The 14,290-nt window shown below is 71.9% G+C and carries 11 protein-coding genes and 1 pseudogene; 8 read left to right on the top strand and 4 right to left on the bottom strand.

Going from position 1 to position 14,290, the window contains the following annotated elements; translation table 11 throughout:
* Positions 1-11 precede the first annotated feature (11 nt).
* The 4 genes and pseudogenes from ACIBAF_RS31130 to ACIBAF_RS31115 all read left to right on the top strand — a co-directional run bounded on the left by ACIBAF_RS31130 (position 12) and on the right by ACIBAF_RS31115 (position 3,135).
* Positions 12-890 (top strand): hypothetical protein, encoded by an 879-nt coding sequence (locus tag ACIBAF_RS31130; RefSeq protein ID WP_399467495.1) that lies wholly within the window; start codon positions 12-14, stop codon positions 888-890.
* A gap of 41 nt (positions 891-931) precedes the next feature.
* Positions 932-1,402, top strand: a complete 471-nt coding sequence (locus ACIBAF_RS31125; RefSeq protein ID WP_399467493.1) for an RpiB/LacA/LacB family sugar-phosphate isomerase — start codon at positions 932-934, stop codon at positions 1,400-1,402.
* A gap of 233 nt (positions 1,403-1,635) precedes the next feature.
* A pseudogene (locus ACIBAF_RS31120) lies at positions 1,636-1,797 on the top strand (hypothetical protein); the annotation flags it as partial.
* 360 nt (positions 1,798-2,157) lie between these two features.
* Complete coding sequence (locus ACIBAF_RS31115; RefSeq protein ID WP_399467491.1) at positions 2,158-3,135, top strand: RimK family alpha-L-glutamate ligase; 978 nt, start codon at positions 2,158-2,160, stop codon at positions 3,133-3,135.
* On the opposite strand, the gene ACIBAF_RS31110 is transcribed toward ACIBAF_RS31115, so the two are convergent.
* Positions 3,119-5,218: a PAS domain S-box protein gene (locus tag ACIBAF_RS31110; protein ID WP_399467490.1), complete on the bottom strand. Its 2,100-nt coding sequence runs from the start codon at positions 5,216-5,218 to the stop codon at positions 3,119-3,121. The genes ACIBAF_RS31115 and ACIBAF_RS31110 overlap by 17 nt on opposite strands.
* Before the next feature lie 234 nt (positions 5,219-5,452).
* Between ACIBAF_RS31110 and ACIBAF_RS31105 the strand changes: the two genes are divergently transcribed.
* On the top strand, positions 5,453-7,834 hold the full coding sequence (locus ACIBAF_RS31105; RefSeq protein ID WP_399467489.1) for an ATP-binding cassette domain-containing protein: 2,382 nt from the start codon (positions 5,453-5,455) through the stop codon (positions 7,832-7,834).
* Between the two features lie 104 nt (positions 7,835-7,938).
* On the opposite strand, the gene ACIBAF_RS31100 is transcribed toward ACIBAF_RS31105, so the two are convergent.
* Positions 7,939-8,307 carry a DUF6479 family protein gene (locus tag ACIBAF_RS31100; RefSeq protein WP_399467487.1) on the bottom strand — a complete coding sequence of 123 codons (369 nt, stop codon included), beginning with the start codon at positions 8,305-8,307 and terminating at the stop codon, positions 7,939-7,941.
* A 149-nt stretch (positions 8,308-8,456) separates the two neighbouring features.
* On the opposite strand from ACIBAF_RS31100, the gene ACIBAF_RS31095 reads away from it, so the two are divergent.
* A complete protein-coding gene (locus ACIBAF_RS31095) occupies positions 8,457-8,831 on the top strand; it encodes a ferredoxin (protein ID WP_399467486.1) in 375 nt (124 codons plus the stop codon).
* A gap of 55 nt (positions 8,832-8,886) precedes the next feature.
* Here the strand turns inward: ACIBAF_RS31095 and ACIBAF_RS31090 are convergent, their stop codons facing one another.
* Positions 8,887-10,848, bottom strand: coding sequence for a PE-PGRS family protein (locus tag ACIBAF_RS31090; RefSeq protein ID WP_399467485.1), 1,962 nt, complete (start codon positions 10,846-10,848; stop codon positions 8,887-8,889).
* A 125-nt stretch (positions 10,849-10,973) separates the two neighbouring features.
* On the opposite strand from ACIBAF_RS31090, the gene ACIBAF_RS31085 reads away from it, so the two are divergent.
* A complete protein-coding gene (locus tag ACIBAF_RS31085; RefSeq protein WP_399467484.1) occupies positions 10,974-12,152 on the top strand; it encodes an acyl-CoA dehydrogenase family protein in 1,179 nt (392 codons plus the stop codon).
* Between the two features lie 459 nt (positions 12,153-12,611).
* On the opposite strand, the gene ACIBAF_RS31080 is transcribed toward ACIBAF_RS31085, so the two are convergent.
* Positions 12,612-13,235: a TetR/AcrR family transcriptional regulator gene (locus tag ACIBAF_RS31080; protein ID WP_399467483.1), complete on the bottom strand. Its 624-nt coding sequence runs from the start codon at positions 13,233-13,235 to the stop codon at positions 12,612-12,614.
* A 139-nt stretch (positions 13,236-13,374) separates the two neighbouring features.
* Here ACIBAF_RS31080 and ACIBAF_RS31075 point away from each other — a divergent pair, with 139 nt between their 5' ends.
* The gene (locus ACIBAF_RS31075) at positions 13,375-14,190 is read left to right on the top strand and encodes an oxidoreductase (protein ID WP_399467482.1); all 816 of its coding nucleotides are present in this window, start codon (positions 13,375-13,377) and stop codon (positions 14,188-14,190) included.
* Positions 14,191-14,290 lie beyond the last annotated feature (100 nt).

The raw sequence follows: 14,290 nt of genomic DNA, 5'->3' as shown, positions 1-14,290 counted from the left end.
AGGACTTCGGAGTGAGTGACATCGACGCACGGGCGATGTGGGAGCGGTTCGAGCCGGTCCACCAGCTGATCTACTTCGCCCCCGAAGTGCGCGCAGCCGCCGACGGCCTCGGGATGCGCGGCTACTGGATGGGGTACTTCGCCCTGCGCGCGGCCCCCCTCGGACCCGTTCCCGCCTCCGTCGTCACCAGCTGCTGCTACGTCTTCCACCCCGACCGGGTGGCGCGTGCGCTGCCGGACGCCTGGGCTTTCGCGGCGCCCGCAGACGTGCTGGCAGCCCGCGAACAGGCTGTGGACGCCGCGATGACCAGCCTCTACGGCCCGGATGTCCTCGGCTCCGCCGAGCTGGCCGAAGCCGCGGACCTCGCCTGGGAGGCGGCGCGGGCCGCGGACACGGCCGGCCGCGTGCTCGGCGCCGCCAACCAGGCGCTCCCGCGTCCCGCGCAGGCCCACGTCAGGCTCTGGCAGGCGGTGACCACCCTGCGCGAACACCGCGGCGACGGCCATGTCGCCGTGCTCGTCGGCCGCCGTGTCGGCCCCGTCGCGGCCATGGTGCTGAAGTGCGCGGCGGGGGAGTCGGACGCGGAGTTCCAACGGCAGACCCGCAAGTGGGACATCGAGTCCTGGCGGTCGGCCCGGACGGAGCTGACCGAGCGCGGATGGCTCGACGAGGACGGGCGCCTCACCGGGACGGGAGCGGCCGCCCACGAGGAGGTGGAGGCGGAAACAGACGCCGCCGCGACCGCGCCGTGGACGGCCCTGGGCGCCGACGCCACCGCCCGCCTCGCCCACCTGCTCGAACCGCTCGCCCGGACCGTCCTGGACTCCGGGATCCTCCCGGGCGGCAACCCGGTCGGGCTCACGGGCGGGGCGTGGGGGACCCCGGGGTGACCGCGTAGCCGTCGTCCTGAGGGCCAAGTAGGCTGCCCGACATGCGGATCTCCGTTTCCTCGGACATGGACGAACCAGTGGCGCGCGCCCTCGTCGCGGAGCTGCGCGGCCGTGGGCACGACGTGGTGCCGCACGGCGCGCTGCGCCCCGGCGACGATCCACGATGGGCGGTGTGCTCGGAGGCGGCCGCGCGGGACGTGGCCGACGGGACCTCGGAGCAGGCCGTGGTGTGCTGCTGGACCGGCACCGGCGCGTCGATCGCCGCGAACAAGGTGTCCGGCGTCCGGGCCGCCCTGTGCGCCGACGCCTACACCGCCGACGGCGCCCGCCGCTGGAACGACGCGAACGTCCTGGCCCTCAGCCTGCGTCTGACCTCCGAGCCGCTGCTGAAGGAGATCCTGGACGCCTGGTTCGCCGCCGAGGCGAGCGGGGACGCCGAGGACCGGCAGAACGTGGCCCACATCGACGGGCTCGACGGGCCTGACGCTGGGAACTCGGGGTCGCGGGCGTAGCGCGCGCCCCCTTACGGACGGCTCCGTTCCGCCGTACGGGTCGCTCGGTCCAGTCGGGTACCCGGCGGAGGCGGAAGGCGGGGAGGCAGGGCACAGCAGCACGGACGGCACGCACCTCCGGGCGCCCCCGATCCGGAAGGGAACCCGGGATGTCCGTCGACCCGCAAGCGACGTCCGACCGGCTCGCCGACGACGACCTCAGGACGCTGCACGCCCACTGGCGCGCCGCGAACTACCTGGCCGTCATGGACGTCATCGACCGCGTCCCCGGTCTCGAAGTGCGCGCCGCGGCCGTGCGCCAGGGGATGGAGGGCGCGCGACTGCGCCACCATGACTGGATTCGGATCCACGGCACCGACCTCCCGGAGGTTGCGGAGTGGGCCTGCGACGGCTGAGACGGCAGCTCACCCGCGGCCGGACAGGGCGCACGGAACGGGGCGGACGGCGCAGAAGACGGGGCAGGAGACGGGGCGTCGTGCGCCCTGGCACGGTCTGCCGCCCGGTGCCTACAGTGGTCGGCCAGCCCTGCACGCGGATCCGGCGAGGCTGGGCCCCGTCCCACCCCCTGTGGTCACCAGTCGTCCTCGTCCCCGCCCGGCGCCCGGCCGGACCCGGGACGGCCCCGCACCCCGTGCGGCTCCCAGGGCGACGCGTGCGACGACCACCCGCGCGACAGGCACCATCCATGACACCGCTCGGGCCGCGCGAGGGCCGCCCGCGGTACGAGCGCGCGTCGAGAGCCACTGGAGGCCGCTGTGTCCCGACCGTGCATCGCCCTGATCGCCGACCCCACCTCGCCCGAAGGCTGCCGTGAGTACCTCGCCGAGGCCGTGGAACTGCTCACCGGCGCACCGCCCGTCCGGATCGACTCCCGGCACTTCGCGACCGGCGGCACCGGCCGCGGCGTCCGCGACGGAGGCCGGTTACGGCTGCAAGTCCCCGAAGAGCGGTTGGACTTCGTGCCCGACGTCGTACTGCTCTACGAGATCCCGCCGCATCACCGGCAGGCCCTCGCCGGCTTCCAGGAGCTTCTGGAGAGCCACGACGTGGTGACGCTCGCGGCCGGCCCCGACGCCTGGCGGACCGCGACCGAGAAGAACCTCACCGTCGAACGCTTCCACCGGGACGGCGTCGCCCAGATGGAGACCGCGGTGCTGTCCCGGCCCTCCCTGCGGGAGGCGGCCGGCACGTTCGACCGGCTCGGCCGCGACACCTGGGCCCGGCCCGTCGTCGGCACCGGCGGCAACGACACCTTCCACGTCACCACCCCCGCCCAGCTGGAGCACGCCGCCGCCTACTACGCCGAACGCGGCACCGACTGGCTCCTGTCCCGCGACGCGGGCAACGTCACCGCCGACGGCCTGCGCCACCAGTTCCGCGTCTTCGTCCTCGGCGACCGCGTCGTACACGCCCGTGAGCACCTCCAGCCCGCGACCGACACCCCCTGCAACACCTGCCAGGGCGCCACCGCCGTCCACATCGCCCCGGCCGACCTAGAGCCCCGGCTCGCCGAACTCGCCGTCGCGGCCACCGCGTCGGTCGGACTGCCCTTCGCCGGCGTCGACCTGGCGGTGGAGAACGGCGGGGTCGTCTTCGAGGTGAACGTCCAGCCCGCGTTCGTCGACGGCGAGCTCGAACTGCACGCCGTGGCCGTGCCCTACGTCCAGGCACACCTCGACGCCTTCGCCCTGGCCTGCGGCCGCCCGCCCCGGGGGCTCACAGCTTCAGCGTGAACCACGTCGTCTTGCCCTCGTCCGTCGGCCGTACTCCCCAACTGGCGGCGAGGGCACGCACCAGCACCAGACCGCGGCCCGACTCCTCGCCCTCGACCGCCAGGCGCGGCTGGGGGAGCTGCGGGCTGCGGTCGCTCACCTCGACCGTGAGATCGGTGGCCGTGCGGTGCAGATGCAGGCCGACCGGACCCTGCGCGTGCTGGACGGCGTTCGTCAGCGTCTCCGACAGCAGCACCAGCGCGTCCTCGGCGCTGTCCGCGCAGTTCCACGAGGTCAGCGCCTTGCGCAGAAAGGCGCGCCCCTCCGGCACGGATGCCGGGACGGCCGGGAGATGGGTGGTGACGGCGGCCAGCGGCGCGGCCGGCAACTGCGCGAGCAGCAGGGTGACGTCGTCGTTGTGGCCGTCGGCGTCCGGCAGCAGGCCCGCGAGAACCTGGTCCGCCGCGGCCTCCAGAGATGGCGTGCCGACGAACAACTCCTCCATCAGCACGGTCAGTTCATCGATGCGCATCTCGATGTCGCTGCCCGGCGTCTCGATCAGGCCGTCCGTGTAGAGCACCAGCGTGGCCCCCGGCGGTATCTCCGAACTGGACTGCTCGTACACGACGTCTCCCACGCCGAGCGGGGTGTTGACCGGACAGGGCAGGGCGCTCACCCCGTGGCCGGCCCCGGCGACCAGCACCGGCAGATGGCCCGCCGAACAGACCGTCACCGTGCCCGCGTCCGGGGCGATCACCAGGTAGCAGCAGGTGACGAGCTGGTCGGGCACGTCGAGGTCGGCGACACAGGTGTCCAGCGCCCGCATCAACTGCCGCGGCTGCATCCCGGTCTTCGCCAGCGCATGCGCGGCCGACCTCAACTGACCCATCACCGCGGCGGCTTCGAGTCCGCGGCCCATCACATCGCCGATCAGCACGCCCACCCGGTCGGCGCCCAGCGGAATCAGGTCGAACCAGTCGCCGCCCACCCCGGCGCCCTGGGTGGCGGGCCGGTAGCGGCTGGCGGTGGCCAGACCGGGCAGGGCCGGCGGGGTGCCCATCAGACTGCGCTGCAGCGTCAGGGCGATGTGCCGCTGCTGCTCGTACAGGGCCGTGAGCTCGGCCTCCGCGCGCTTGCGGTCGCTGATGTCCCGCACGATCGCGCACGCCCCGACCACGGTGCCGTGCGTGTCCCGGGTCGGCCACAGCGTGACGTCCACGTCCAGCAGCGCCCCGGTCTTCGTCAGCCGCAGCGTCTCGTAGTGCTCGACCTTCTCGGCGTGCCGCAGCCGCTTGAGCAGCTCGCGGACCTCGCCCCGCAGCTCCGGCGGGGCCAGCATCGAGACATGCCGGCCGATCGCCTCCTCGGCGGTGTAGCCGTACAGCCGCTGCGCGGCCGTGTTCCAGTACGTGATGTACCCGTCGAGGGTCTTGGCGAGGATCGCGTCCTGGGACGACTCCACGAGCGCGGCGAGCTCGTTGATGCGCGCCTCGGCCGCCTTGCGGTCGCTGACGTCGCGCACCGCCGCGGACACCAGCAGCCCGTCCGTGGTCTCCAGAGGGCTCAGGCTGATCTCGACGGGGAACTCCGTGCCGTCCTTGCGCAGGCCGTGCAGTTCGAGTCCGGCGCCCATCGGACGCACCTGACGGTTGGCCGTGTACCCGCGCCGGTGCGCGGTGTGCTGGCCGTGGAACCGGTGCGGGATCAGCAACTCGACCGGACGGCCGAGCAGTTCCTCGCGGCCGTGCCCGAACAGGGCCTCGGTCTGGGCGTTGACGAGCTTGATGACGCCCGTGTCGTCGACGATGACCATGGCGTCCGGCGCCGCCTCCAACAGCCCCCGGAACCGCTCCTCGGCCCCGCTCACGACGCCCTCCGGTGCGGGCGCCCCACAGACGCACCGTTTCTGCTCGGGCTTGCCCTGCACGCTCTGTCGAACGCCCTGCGGCACGCCTTGCCCTCCGCCCTGCCCGACGTCCGGCTGCACGATCTGCCCTACGCCCGGCTTCACGTGCTGTTTGACGTCCTGCTTCACGTTCTGCTGCACAGCGCCCGCCCCCGACCCCGCGCGCCGCGCCGGTTCCGCCCGCATCACGTCGGCCATCTTCCACCTCATCCCGCACGACGAATCAGGCCATCTCAGCGCCTTCGGGCCGCCCCCGCCTCGCGTTGTCGTTTACTGTCCGCCACCTGTCCGAACCTGAGCGGCACGCAACCGATCAGAATTCGAGAAGCGCCCGCGCCCGGGCCGTAGATAGCGTGGGCGTCAGATCGAGCAGGCGACGCCGACGGAGACCGCACAGCCGGTCCCGCGTGACAGATGGGGAGACGATTGAGCATGGCCAAGAGCACGGACACGCCGCCGCCTGCGCAGCACGTCGCCGACAGCCACGGTCTGATCCGGGTGCACGGCGCGCGCGAGAACAACCTCAAGGACGTCAGCATCGAGATCCCGAAGCGCCGCCTGACGGTGTTCACCGGGGTCTCCGGCTCGGGCAAGAGCTCGCTGGTCTTCGACACGATCGCCGCCGAGTCGCAGCGGCTGATCAACGAGACCTACAGCGCCTTCGTGCAGGGCTTCATGCCGACGCTGGCACGGCCCGAGGTCGATGTGCTCGACGGGCTGACCACGGCGATCATCGTCGACCAGTCGCGGATCGGCGCCGACCCACGCTCCACCGTCGGCACCGCCACCGACGCCAACGCGATGCTGCGCATCCTCTTCAGCCGGCTCGCACAGCCCCACATCGGCCCGCCCAGCGCCTACTCCTTCAACACCGCCTCGGTCCGGGCCAGCGGCGCGATCACCGTCGAGCGCGGCGCCAAGAAGGCGGTGAAGGCGACCTACTCCCGCACCGGCGGCATGTGCACCCGCTGCGAGGGCCGCGGCACGGTCTCCGACATCGACCTCACCCAGCTCTACGACGACAGCAAGTCCCTCAACGAGGGCGCGCTGACGATCCCCGGCTACAGCATGGACGGCTGGTACGGCCGCATCTTCACCGGCTGCGGCTTCTTCGACCCGGACAAGCCGATCAGCAGGTTCACCAAGAGGGAGCTGCACGACCTCCTGCACAAGGAACCGACCAAGATCAAGGTCGAGGGCGTCAACCTGACGTACGAGGGCCTGATCCCGAAGATCCAGAAGTCGATGCTGTCCAAGGACATCGACGCGCTGCAGCCGCACATCCGCGCGTTCGTGGAGCGGGCGATGACGTTCACCGTCTGCCCCGAGTGCGACGGCACCCGGCTCAGCGAGGGCGCCCGGTCGTCGAAGATCAAGGACGTCAGCATCGCCGACGCCTGCGCGATGCAGATCACCGACCTGGCCGAGTGGGTCCGCGGCCTCACGGATCCCTCGGTGGCCCCGCTGCTCACCGCGCTCCAGCACACACTGGACTCGTTCGCGGAGATCGGCCTCGGCTACCTCTCGCTGGACCGGCCGTCGGGCACGCTCTCCGGCGGCGAGGCGCAGCGCGTCAAGATGATCCGCCACCTCGGCTCCTCCCTCACCGACGTCACCTACGTCTTCGACGAGCCCACCATCGGCCTGCACCCCCATGACATCCAGCGGATGAACGACCTGCTGCTGCGGCTGCGGGACAAGGGCAACACGGTCCTCGTCGTGGAGCACAAGCCGCAGACGATCGCCATCGCCGACCACGTCGTCGACCTCGGCCCCGGCGCCGGTACGGCGGGCGGCAGCGTCTGCTTCGAGGGCACCGTGGAGGGCCTGCGGTCCGCCGGCACCGTCACCGGCCGCCACCTCGACGACCGGGCCTCCGTCAAGGAGACGGTGCGCAAGTCCACCGGCACGCTGGAGATCCGCGGCGCGACCGCGCACAACCTGCAGGACGTCGACGTGGACATCCCGCTCGGCGTGCTCTGTGTGGTCACCGGCGTGGCGGGATCCGGCAAGAGCTCGCTCGTGCACGGGTCGATCCCGGCCGGCGAGAACGTGGTGTCCGTCGACCAGGGCGCGATCCGCGGCTCCCGACGCAGCAACCCGGCGACGTACACCGGACTGCTCGACCCGATCCGCAAGGCGTTCGCGAAGGTCAACGGAGTGAAGCCGGCGCTGTTCAGCGCCAACTCCGAGGGCGCCTGCCCCACCTGCAACGGCGCCGGCGTCATCTACACCGACCTGGCGATGATGGCGGGCGTCGCGACCACTTGCGAGGAGTGCGAGGGCAAACGGTTCCAGGCGTCGGTCCTCGAGTACCGCCTCGGCGGCCGCGACATCAGCGAGGTGCTCGCGATGTCGGTGACCGAGGCCGAGGAGTTCTTCGGCGCGGGCGAGGCGAGCACGCCGGCCGCGCACCGCATCCTGGACCGGCTCGCCGACGTCGGGCTCGGCTACCTCAGCCTCGGCCAGCCGCTCACCACACTGTCCGGCGGCGAGCGGCAGCGGCTCAAGCTGGCGACCCACATGGCGGACAGGGGCGGCGTCTACGTCCTCGACGAGCCGACCACCGGCCTCCACCTCGCCGACGTCGAGCAGCTGCTCGGCCTGCTCGACCGGCTCGTCGACTCCGGGAAGTCGGTCATCGTCGTCGAGCACCACCCGGCGGTGATGGCGCACGCCGACTGGATCATCGACCTCGGCCCGGGCGCCGGCCACGACGGCGGCCGGATCGTCTTCGAGGGCGCCCCCGCCGACCTCGTCGCCGCCCGCGCCACCCTCACCGGCGAACACCTCGCGGCCTACGTCGGCGCATAACGGCCCCGCCGAGGCCCGGATCATGCCCCGAAAGGCCCTGCAGGCCTGTCAGGCCTGCAGGGCCGGGGGAGTGGAAGTGGCAGGGCGAGGGAGCCGACGCCGGTTCAGTGGGCGCCCAGACCGCCTCCGCCGAACGAGCCACTGCTGCCGCGACTCCAACGCGGTCGTTTCTTGTCGGTGCTCGGTCGGGTCTGCATGTTGGTCAGCTCGTACGGCGTGAGGGGACGGCCGCCCTCCGGCATGCGAGGCACCTCGTCGGGCTCCCGGTTCTCGCGGACCTCGTGCACCGCCCCACCCGGAGGCAGGTGCGGCTGTTCCTCGGGGCGCGGCCGGGCCGGCTCGCGCGACTTGATACGCGCGCCCAGCCAGAAGCTGCCGGCCAGCACGGCCACGACGGCCAGGCCGACCACGAACAGCCCAAGGCTGAGCAAGCCGCTCGCGGCGGCCAGCTGCAGGCTTGCGGTGGTAGTCATATCAGGCGAATACCCCTGCAACGGGTCATGAACCCGCCACTTGCAGCCCGTGACTCTCCGTCCGCGGAACCTCGCACACGGCGCTCGGCGAAAGCCGCCGGAACGGTTCGGTCGGGTTTGGCGCCGCCGCTACCGGCTACCCGCCACACGTGACTTCGACGACATCCCAACAGGAACTCTTCCGGTTCCTGGAGGACCGTTTCGCCTGCGCCCAGGCGTGCACCGAGTGTGCGCGAGCCTGTGCGCTGCGCGCGAGCCTCGTGGATCCGGACGGGACCGAACACCAAGAACTCGTGCGACGCAAGGGCATCATGTGCGCGGAGGTGTGCGACGCGACCTGCCGTGTGCTGTCCGAGGACAGCAGCATGGACGAGGCCGGCATCCGCGCCCAGCTGGAGTGGTGCCGGACCGTCTGCCTGGAGTGCGCCCACGTCTTCGACAGGCACCCGGGAACCGAGGAGAGCGCGGCCGCCTGCCGCGCCTGCGCCGAGACCTGCACGGACTTCATCGCGACGCTGGTCTGAGCCACCGCTCTGCCCCGGCTCGCGGTACGAGGCCTGCTCGTCATACGCCGGCGCGTCATACGACGCCCACTTCCCGTATCTCGTGCAGCATCCGGCGGATGACCGGCACGGGCAGTCCCGGATGCCGGGCCGCCTGCTCCGCGGTCTCGGTGTCCCGCAGCAGTCCCGCCAGGACCCGCGCGGGCAGCGCCGGGTGGCGGCCGGCCGCGTCCCGGACGGCGCCGTACGGGTCGCTCAGCAGCCGTACCGCCGAGGCGGCCGACAGACGGGCGTCGCCCGCGGCCCGTGCCCTGACCTCCTCGCTGCCGTCCCGGCCGGCCCGTTCCACCAGCTCGGCCGTCGCGTCCGGGTCGTCCAGGGCGAGCCGGCGCATCCGGGGGCTCGGGTCGTCGGCGTACCGGAGGAGGTCGGTGCGGGGGAAGTTGGGGTGGCCGTGCGGACGGTTCGGGTGGGTCAGGCTGCCGGTCCACCAGCGCCACACCGACAGGAGCAGCTGCGCGGGAGCGTTGTCGCAGGACTCGGCGAGGAAGAGGTGGACGACCCGGTCCTCGTCCCGGGCCAGGCGCTCGACGACGTCCGGCGGGAGCCGCCGGGCGCGGGCGACGCTCCGGCGGATCAGAGGGTGCGGCGACGCGGCCAGGCGGCGCATGGCGTGGGGGTCGTCGTGGAGCGCCACCACCCAGGCCAGGTCGTGACGCATGCGTCCCTGGTCGACGGGAAAGTCGATGCGGGCGCGTTCCTCCTCGGTGAGGCCGGGGTGCACCGACGCCAGGAAGCGCACGTCGTCGTCGGGGTCGTCGGCGAGGCGCAGGACCAGGCCGGTGTCCAGGTGCGGGTTGCGGGCGAGGGAGCGGTGTCGGCCCGGGTCGTCGTCGCGGGCGAGCCGCTCGGCGAGGTCGGGTTCCAGTCGACAGTCCTGCACTGCCCGGTCCGGGAGGCCCAGCGCCTCGAACACGGACCAGGACATCGGACGGTCCTCGTGTCGCTTCAGCAGCGCCGCCGTGCGCACACGGCCCTCGGGGTCCGCCAGCAGGCCCTCGCGCGCCCGGTCCGCCAGATACGGCCAGGCGGGCCCGCAGGCCGCGGCCCGCACGGACGCGCAGGAATCCGCGGTCAGGGCCGTCAACGCGGGGACCGGCAGACCGCGAAGCCCCACGACCTCCTCGCGGACGAGAGGGGAGGGGTCGGCCGCGAGCCGCTCGCAGGCGCCGGCGGGCAGCTCCATGCGCCGCCGCCAGGCGATCCAGACGAGACCCGCCCGACGCCCGGGTGATTCCTCGGCGAGGATCAGGCGGCCCAACTGCTCCGGCGTGAGGTTCGGCTGGTACTCGGCCAGTGTCTCGCGCGTCCGCCAGTCGGTGCGGGCCATGGCCGCCTCCACCACCGCAGTCGACTCGGCCCGGTACAGCGGATATCTCGATGCGTCCAGCAGCCCCACCAGTACGTCGTCGGGGGCGGTCGGGTTGGCGCTGAGTCCGTTGGCCCAGTGCGCGCGCAGGTGCGCCGACGTCTCCTCGAACAGCGACTCCCAGGCCTGAGCCCGCTCGCTCGGGGTCTCCTGGGCGGCCGCCAGCGCCTCGGCCTCGATCCGCTCGGCGATCCGGTCCACCACCGTGATCCGGACCTCGCCCGCACTGCCGGTCACCCCGAGCACGGCGTCTCCGCCGACCGCCATGGCGACGAACTTCGGCTGTCCGTCCGGCAGTTCGTCCAGCACGCCCGCCAACGCCCAGCCGGGCGCGAGTCGGACGCGCGCCCAGTTCCGCTGCCCGGCGCCCGCCATGACGATGAGGAACACTCCGTCGTCGTCGAACAGGCCGAGCCCGACGGCGATCCGATGCCACTCCGCGTCGACCTCGACGGCCCGGTCCCCCCGGAGGGTGACCACGGGCGCGGTCCCGCCCGTGGTGATCCGGCGCCAGGCCGCGCGGGGCGGCAACGGGCCCTCGGCCCACCAGGGTTCCGCGATCTCGAGCCCCGCCCGCTCCAGCAGCGCCTTGAGTCCTTCAGCCGTCATGGGACGACATCCTGGGGGGAGGAGATCCTTCCCGCACCTCTTCCCGCCCCGCCATTCCTAATTTCTGAAACACGTTCTACGGTGTGCGCCGTCAGGAAACCGGCCTTGGGGAGCCAGGAGGCGCCGTGCACCTCGACCACACGCCCGAGCAGCTGCGGCTGCGCACCGAACTGCGCGCCTACTTCGCCGAGTTGGTGCCCGACAACGCCTACGCCAGGCACACCGACCCCGTCGCCGCCAAACGCTTCTACCGCAAGACCGTCCGCCGCCTCGGCGACGACGGCTGGCTCGGCGTCGGCTGGCCCGAGGAGTACGGCGGCCGCGGCCTCACCCCGATCGAGCAGTTCATCTTCTTCGACGAAGCCGCCCAGGCCGGTGTACCGCTGCCCCTGATGGCGTTGAACACGGTCGGACCGACGATCATGCGCTACGGCACCGACGACCAGAAGGCGTACTTCCTGCCGAAGATCCTCGCCGGCGAGATCGACTTCGCGATCGGCTACAGCGAGCCGGAAGCGGGCACCGACCTGGCCGCCCTCAAGACCCGCGCGGTCCGGGAGGGCGACGCATACGTCGTCAACGGGCAGAAGATCTGGACGACCAACGGCGACACCGCGGACTGGGTGTGGCTCGCCGTGCGCACCGACCCCGAGGCCCCGCCCCACAAGGGCATCACCATGCTCCTCGTGCCGACCGCCGACCCCGGCTACTCCTGCACGGTCATCCGCACCCTCGCCTCCCACGACACCACCGCCAGCTACTACGAGAACGTCCGCGTCCCCGTCAGCCGGCGCGTCGGCGCCGAGAACCAGGGCTGGCGGCTGATCACCAACCAGCTCAACCACGAGCGGGTGACCCTCGCCGCGCACGGCACCATGGCCATCCGCGCCCTGCACGACGTACAGCGCTGGGCGACGGAGACCAAACTCGCCGACGGCCGCCGGGTCGTCGACCTGCCCTGGGTGCGCCGACGGCTCGCCCAGACCCATGTGAAGCTCGACGCGCTCAAGCTCCTCAACTGGCAGATGGTGGGCGCCCTGCAGAACGGCGCCCTCACCCCGCAGGACGCCTCCGCCGTCAAGGTCTACGGCTCCGAGGCCCGCCGGGACGCCTACGCCTGGCTGATGGAGATCGTCGCAGCCCCTGCCGCACTCCAGGAGGGCTCCGCCGGCGCCGTGCTCCACGGCGAACTCGAACGCGGCTACCGCTCCGCCGTGATCTTCACGTTCGGCGGCGGCAACAACGAGATCCAGCGGGAGATCATCTCGTGGATCGGGCTGGGGATGCCGCGGGTACGGCGGTAGCCGTCTGTTGTGACGAGGCTTTTAGTCGGCACTTTCCTCAGGGCCAGAACACCTGGGCCGTGCGGGGCTGAGGCGTGGCCGACGTCGTGAACGTGGCCAACGCCGACTACTGGCGAACGTGGCTATGCGAACCTGCGGAATGGTTGAGCGTTCGGTGAGGCTGCCGAGCGGACCCGACCGCGGTCAAGGCCAGTCGGGGTGTTAGCTGCCACGTGCCTCCAGGCGGCGGCCGAAGTTCCACCGTCCGCTGGCGGCGAGGCGTTCGGCGACTGACCGTGCAGTTCAAGCCCGGCGACACCGCGCACGCGGTGGAGCAACTCGACTGGATGCGGGCGCAGTTCTTCGCCAACCGCCCAGACGACCGCCCGGCGGCGCGTAAGCCTGCGGGCCGTGCCTCCGCGGCGTCGAAGCCGGCCGACCGCATCAGATGCCTGCGCAACGAGGCCGGCCGTGCCCTTCTCAGCCGTGGCGCGGGCGAGGCAGCAAGGCGAACGCGCTCTCCGCAATCGAGGTCAGGCGGGCGGGACTGTGGCCGTACGCGCCTACGACATCGGCCCCGCGGATGACGGTCAGCAGAAGGAACGCGAGGTCGTCGGGATCCGCGTCGGGGTCGAGGTCGCCGTTGCGCTGCGCCGCTCGCACACAATCGGCCACCGCCGCCCGGACGACGGAGAAGCAGTCGCTGGCCAGGCGTTTCACCTCGGGGTCGGAGGCGCCGACCTCCAGGGCCATCTTGGCGGCGAAGCAGGCCGCCCCCGCCCGGTCGGAGGCGGGGGCTACGTCGGGGGCGAGTGGCACCCCGTGGACGGCGCGGAGCAAGTATGCGTGCAGTCGTTCCAGGGCGCCCTCGTCCGGTCCGTCGAGCATCTTCCGCGGACCCTGCGCCAGCCGGCCGAAGTACCCGGCCATCGCTTCCAGCAGCACGCCGTGCTTGCCGTCGAACGCTCCGTAGAGGCTGCCGCGGCCCAGGCCGGTGGCGGCGCTGATGTCGTCGACGCTCGTGCCGTTGTAGCCCGAGGTCCGGAACTGCCGCTCGGCGGCATGCAGGACGTGGTCGCGGTCGAAGCTGCGTGGTCTGGCCATACAAAGACGGTAAAGCCGACCTACACTTCTTGACAAGCCAGTACAGAACTGCATAGGTTCCGGACTGTTCAGTAAATAACCTTCCTGAACTCACCGGACAGTGCCCGACGAAGTCATGGCCACAACCGAAGGAACCACCATGCAGACAGCTCCCCGAGTGGCCCTCGTGACGGGCGCCTCCTCCGGGATCGGGCGGGCGGCGGCGCTCGCCCTGGTGGGCGCCGGCTTCGCGGTGGTCGGCACGAGCCGCAACGCGGCGAAGGCCGAGCCGCTCGCCGGGGTGACGTTCCTCGATCTCGACGTGGCCAGCGACGAGTCGGTCCGCTCCCTGGTCGGGGAGGTGATCGATCGGTTCGGCCGGATCGACGTCCTGGTCAACAACGCGGGCGTGGGCGCGGTCGGTGCCGGCGAGGAGAGTTCGACCGGCCAGGCCAAGGAGGTCTTCGACATCAACGTCTTCGGCGTGATGCGGATGACCAACGCAGTGTTGCCCCTCATGCGCGCCCAGGGCAGTGGCCGCGTGATCAACGTCTCCTCGGTACTGGGTCTGATCCCCGCCCCCTTCATGGCCGTCTACGCCGCCACCAAGCATGCGGTCGAGGGCTACTCCGAGTCCGTCGACCACGAGCTTCGCGAGCACGGCGTCCGGGTGCTGCTGGTCGAGCCGGCCTACACAAAGACGAGTTTCGAGGCGAGCAGCATGGCCCCCGACTCGCCCCTGCCCATCTACGCCGCACAGCGGGAAGTCTCCCGAGACGTCCTGGCCACGGCCGTGCGCAACGCCGACGGCCCGGACGTGGTCGCGAAGGTGATCGTCGCGGCCGCCACCGATTCCAAGCCCAAGCTCCGCTACACCGCCGGCTCGATGGCCAAACGCGTCAGCGTCCTGCGCCGGATCGTGCCCTCGCGCGCCTTCGACGGACAGATCCGCAAGCTCAACCGACTGGCCGGCTGACCCCGCAGTACGGGGCGGCGCCCGAGGAGACGCACATGTCCGAACCAGAGACACCGAAGCCGGCATCAGCATCTCTCGTCCGACCACTCTTGGACGCTGC

The organism is Streptomyces sp. NPDC051677, from assembly GCF_044453465.1.
Classification (GTDB): domain Bacteria; phylum Actinomycetota; class Actinomycetes; order Streptomycetales; family Streptomycetaceae; genus Streptomyces.
The sequence above is the reverse complement of the archived record's forward strand: the minus strand, read 5'-3'. Positions and strand labels throughout refer to the sequence as shown.

Excerpts from the sequence above, each read along its gene's own strand:
- ACIBAF_RS31125 (WP_399467493.1), top strand. The coding sequence starts at position 932 with ATGCGGATCTCCGTTTCCTCGGACATGGACGAACCAGTGGCGCGCGCC.
- ACIBAF_RS31110 (WP_399467490.1), bottom strand. The coding sequence starts at position 5,218 with ATGGCCGACGTGATGCGGGCGGAACCGGCGCGGCGCGCGGGGTCGGGG.
- ACIBAF_RS31105 (WP_399467489.1), top strand. The coding sequence starts at position 5,453 with ATGGCCAAGAGCACGGACACGCCGCCGCCTGCGCAGCACGTCGCCGAC.
- ACIBAF_RS31100 (WP_399467487.1), bottom strand. The coding sequence starts at position 8,307 with ATGACTACCACCGCAAGCCTGCAGCTGGCCGCCGCGAGCGGCTTGCTC.
- ACIBAF_RS31090 (WP_399467485.1), bottom strand. The coding sequence starts at position 10,848 with ATGACGGCTGAAGGACTCAAGGCGCTGCTGGAGCGGGCGGGGCTCGAG.
- ACIBAF_RS31080 (WP_399467483.1), bottom strand. The coding sequence starts at position 13,235 with ATGGCCAGACCACGCAGCTTCGACCGCGACCACGTCCTGCATGCCGCC.
- ACIBAF_RS31075 (WP_399467482.1), top strand. The coding sequence starts at position 13,375 with ATGCAGACAGCTCCCCGAGTGGCCCTCGTGACGGGCGCCTCCTCCGGG.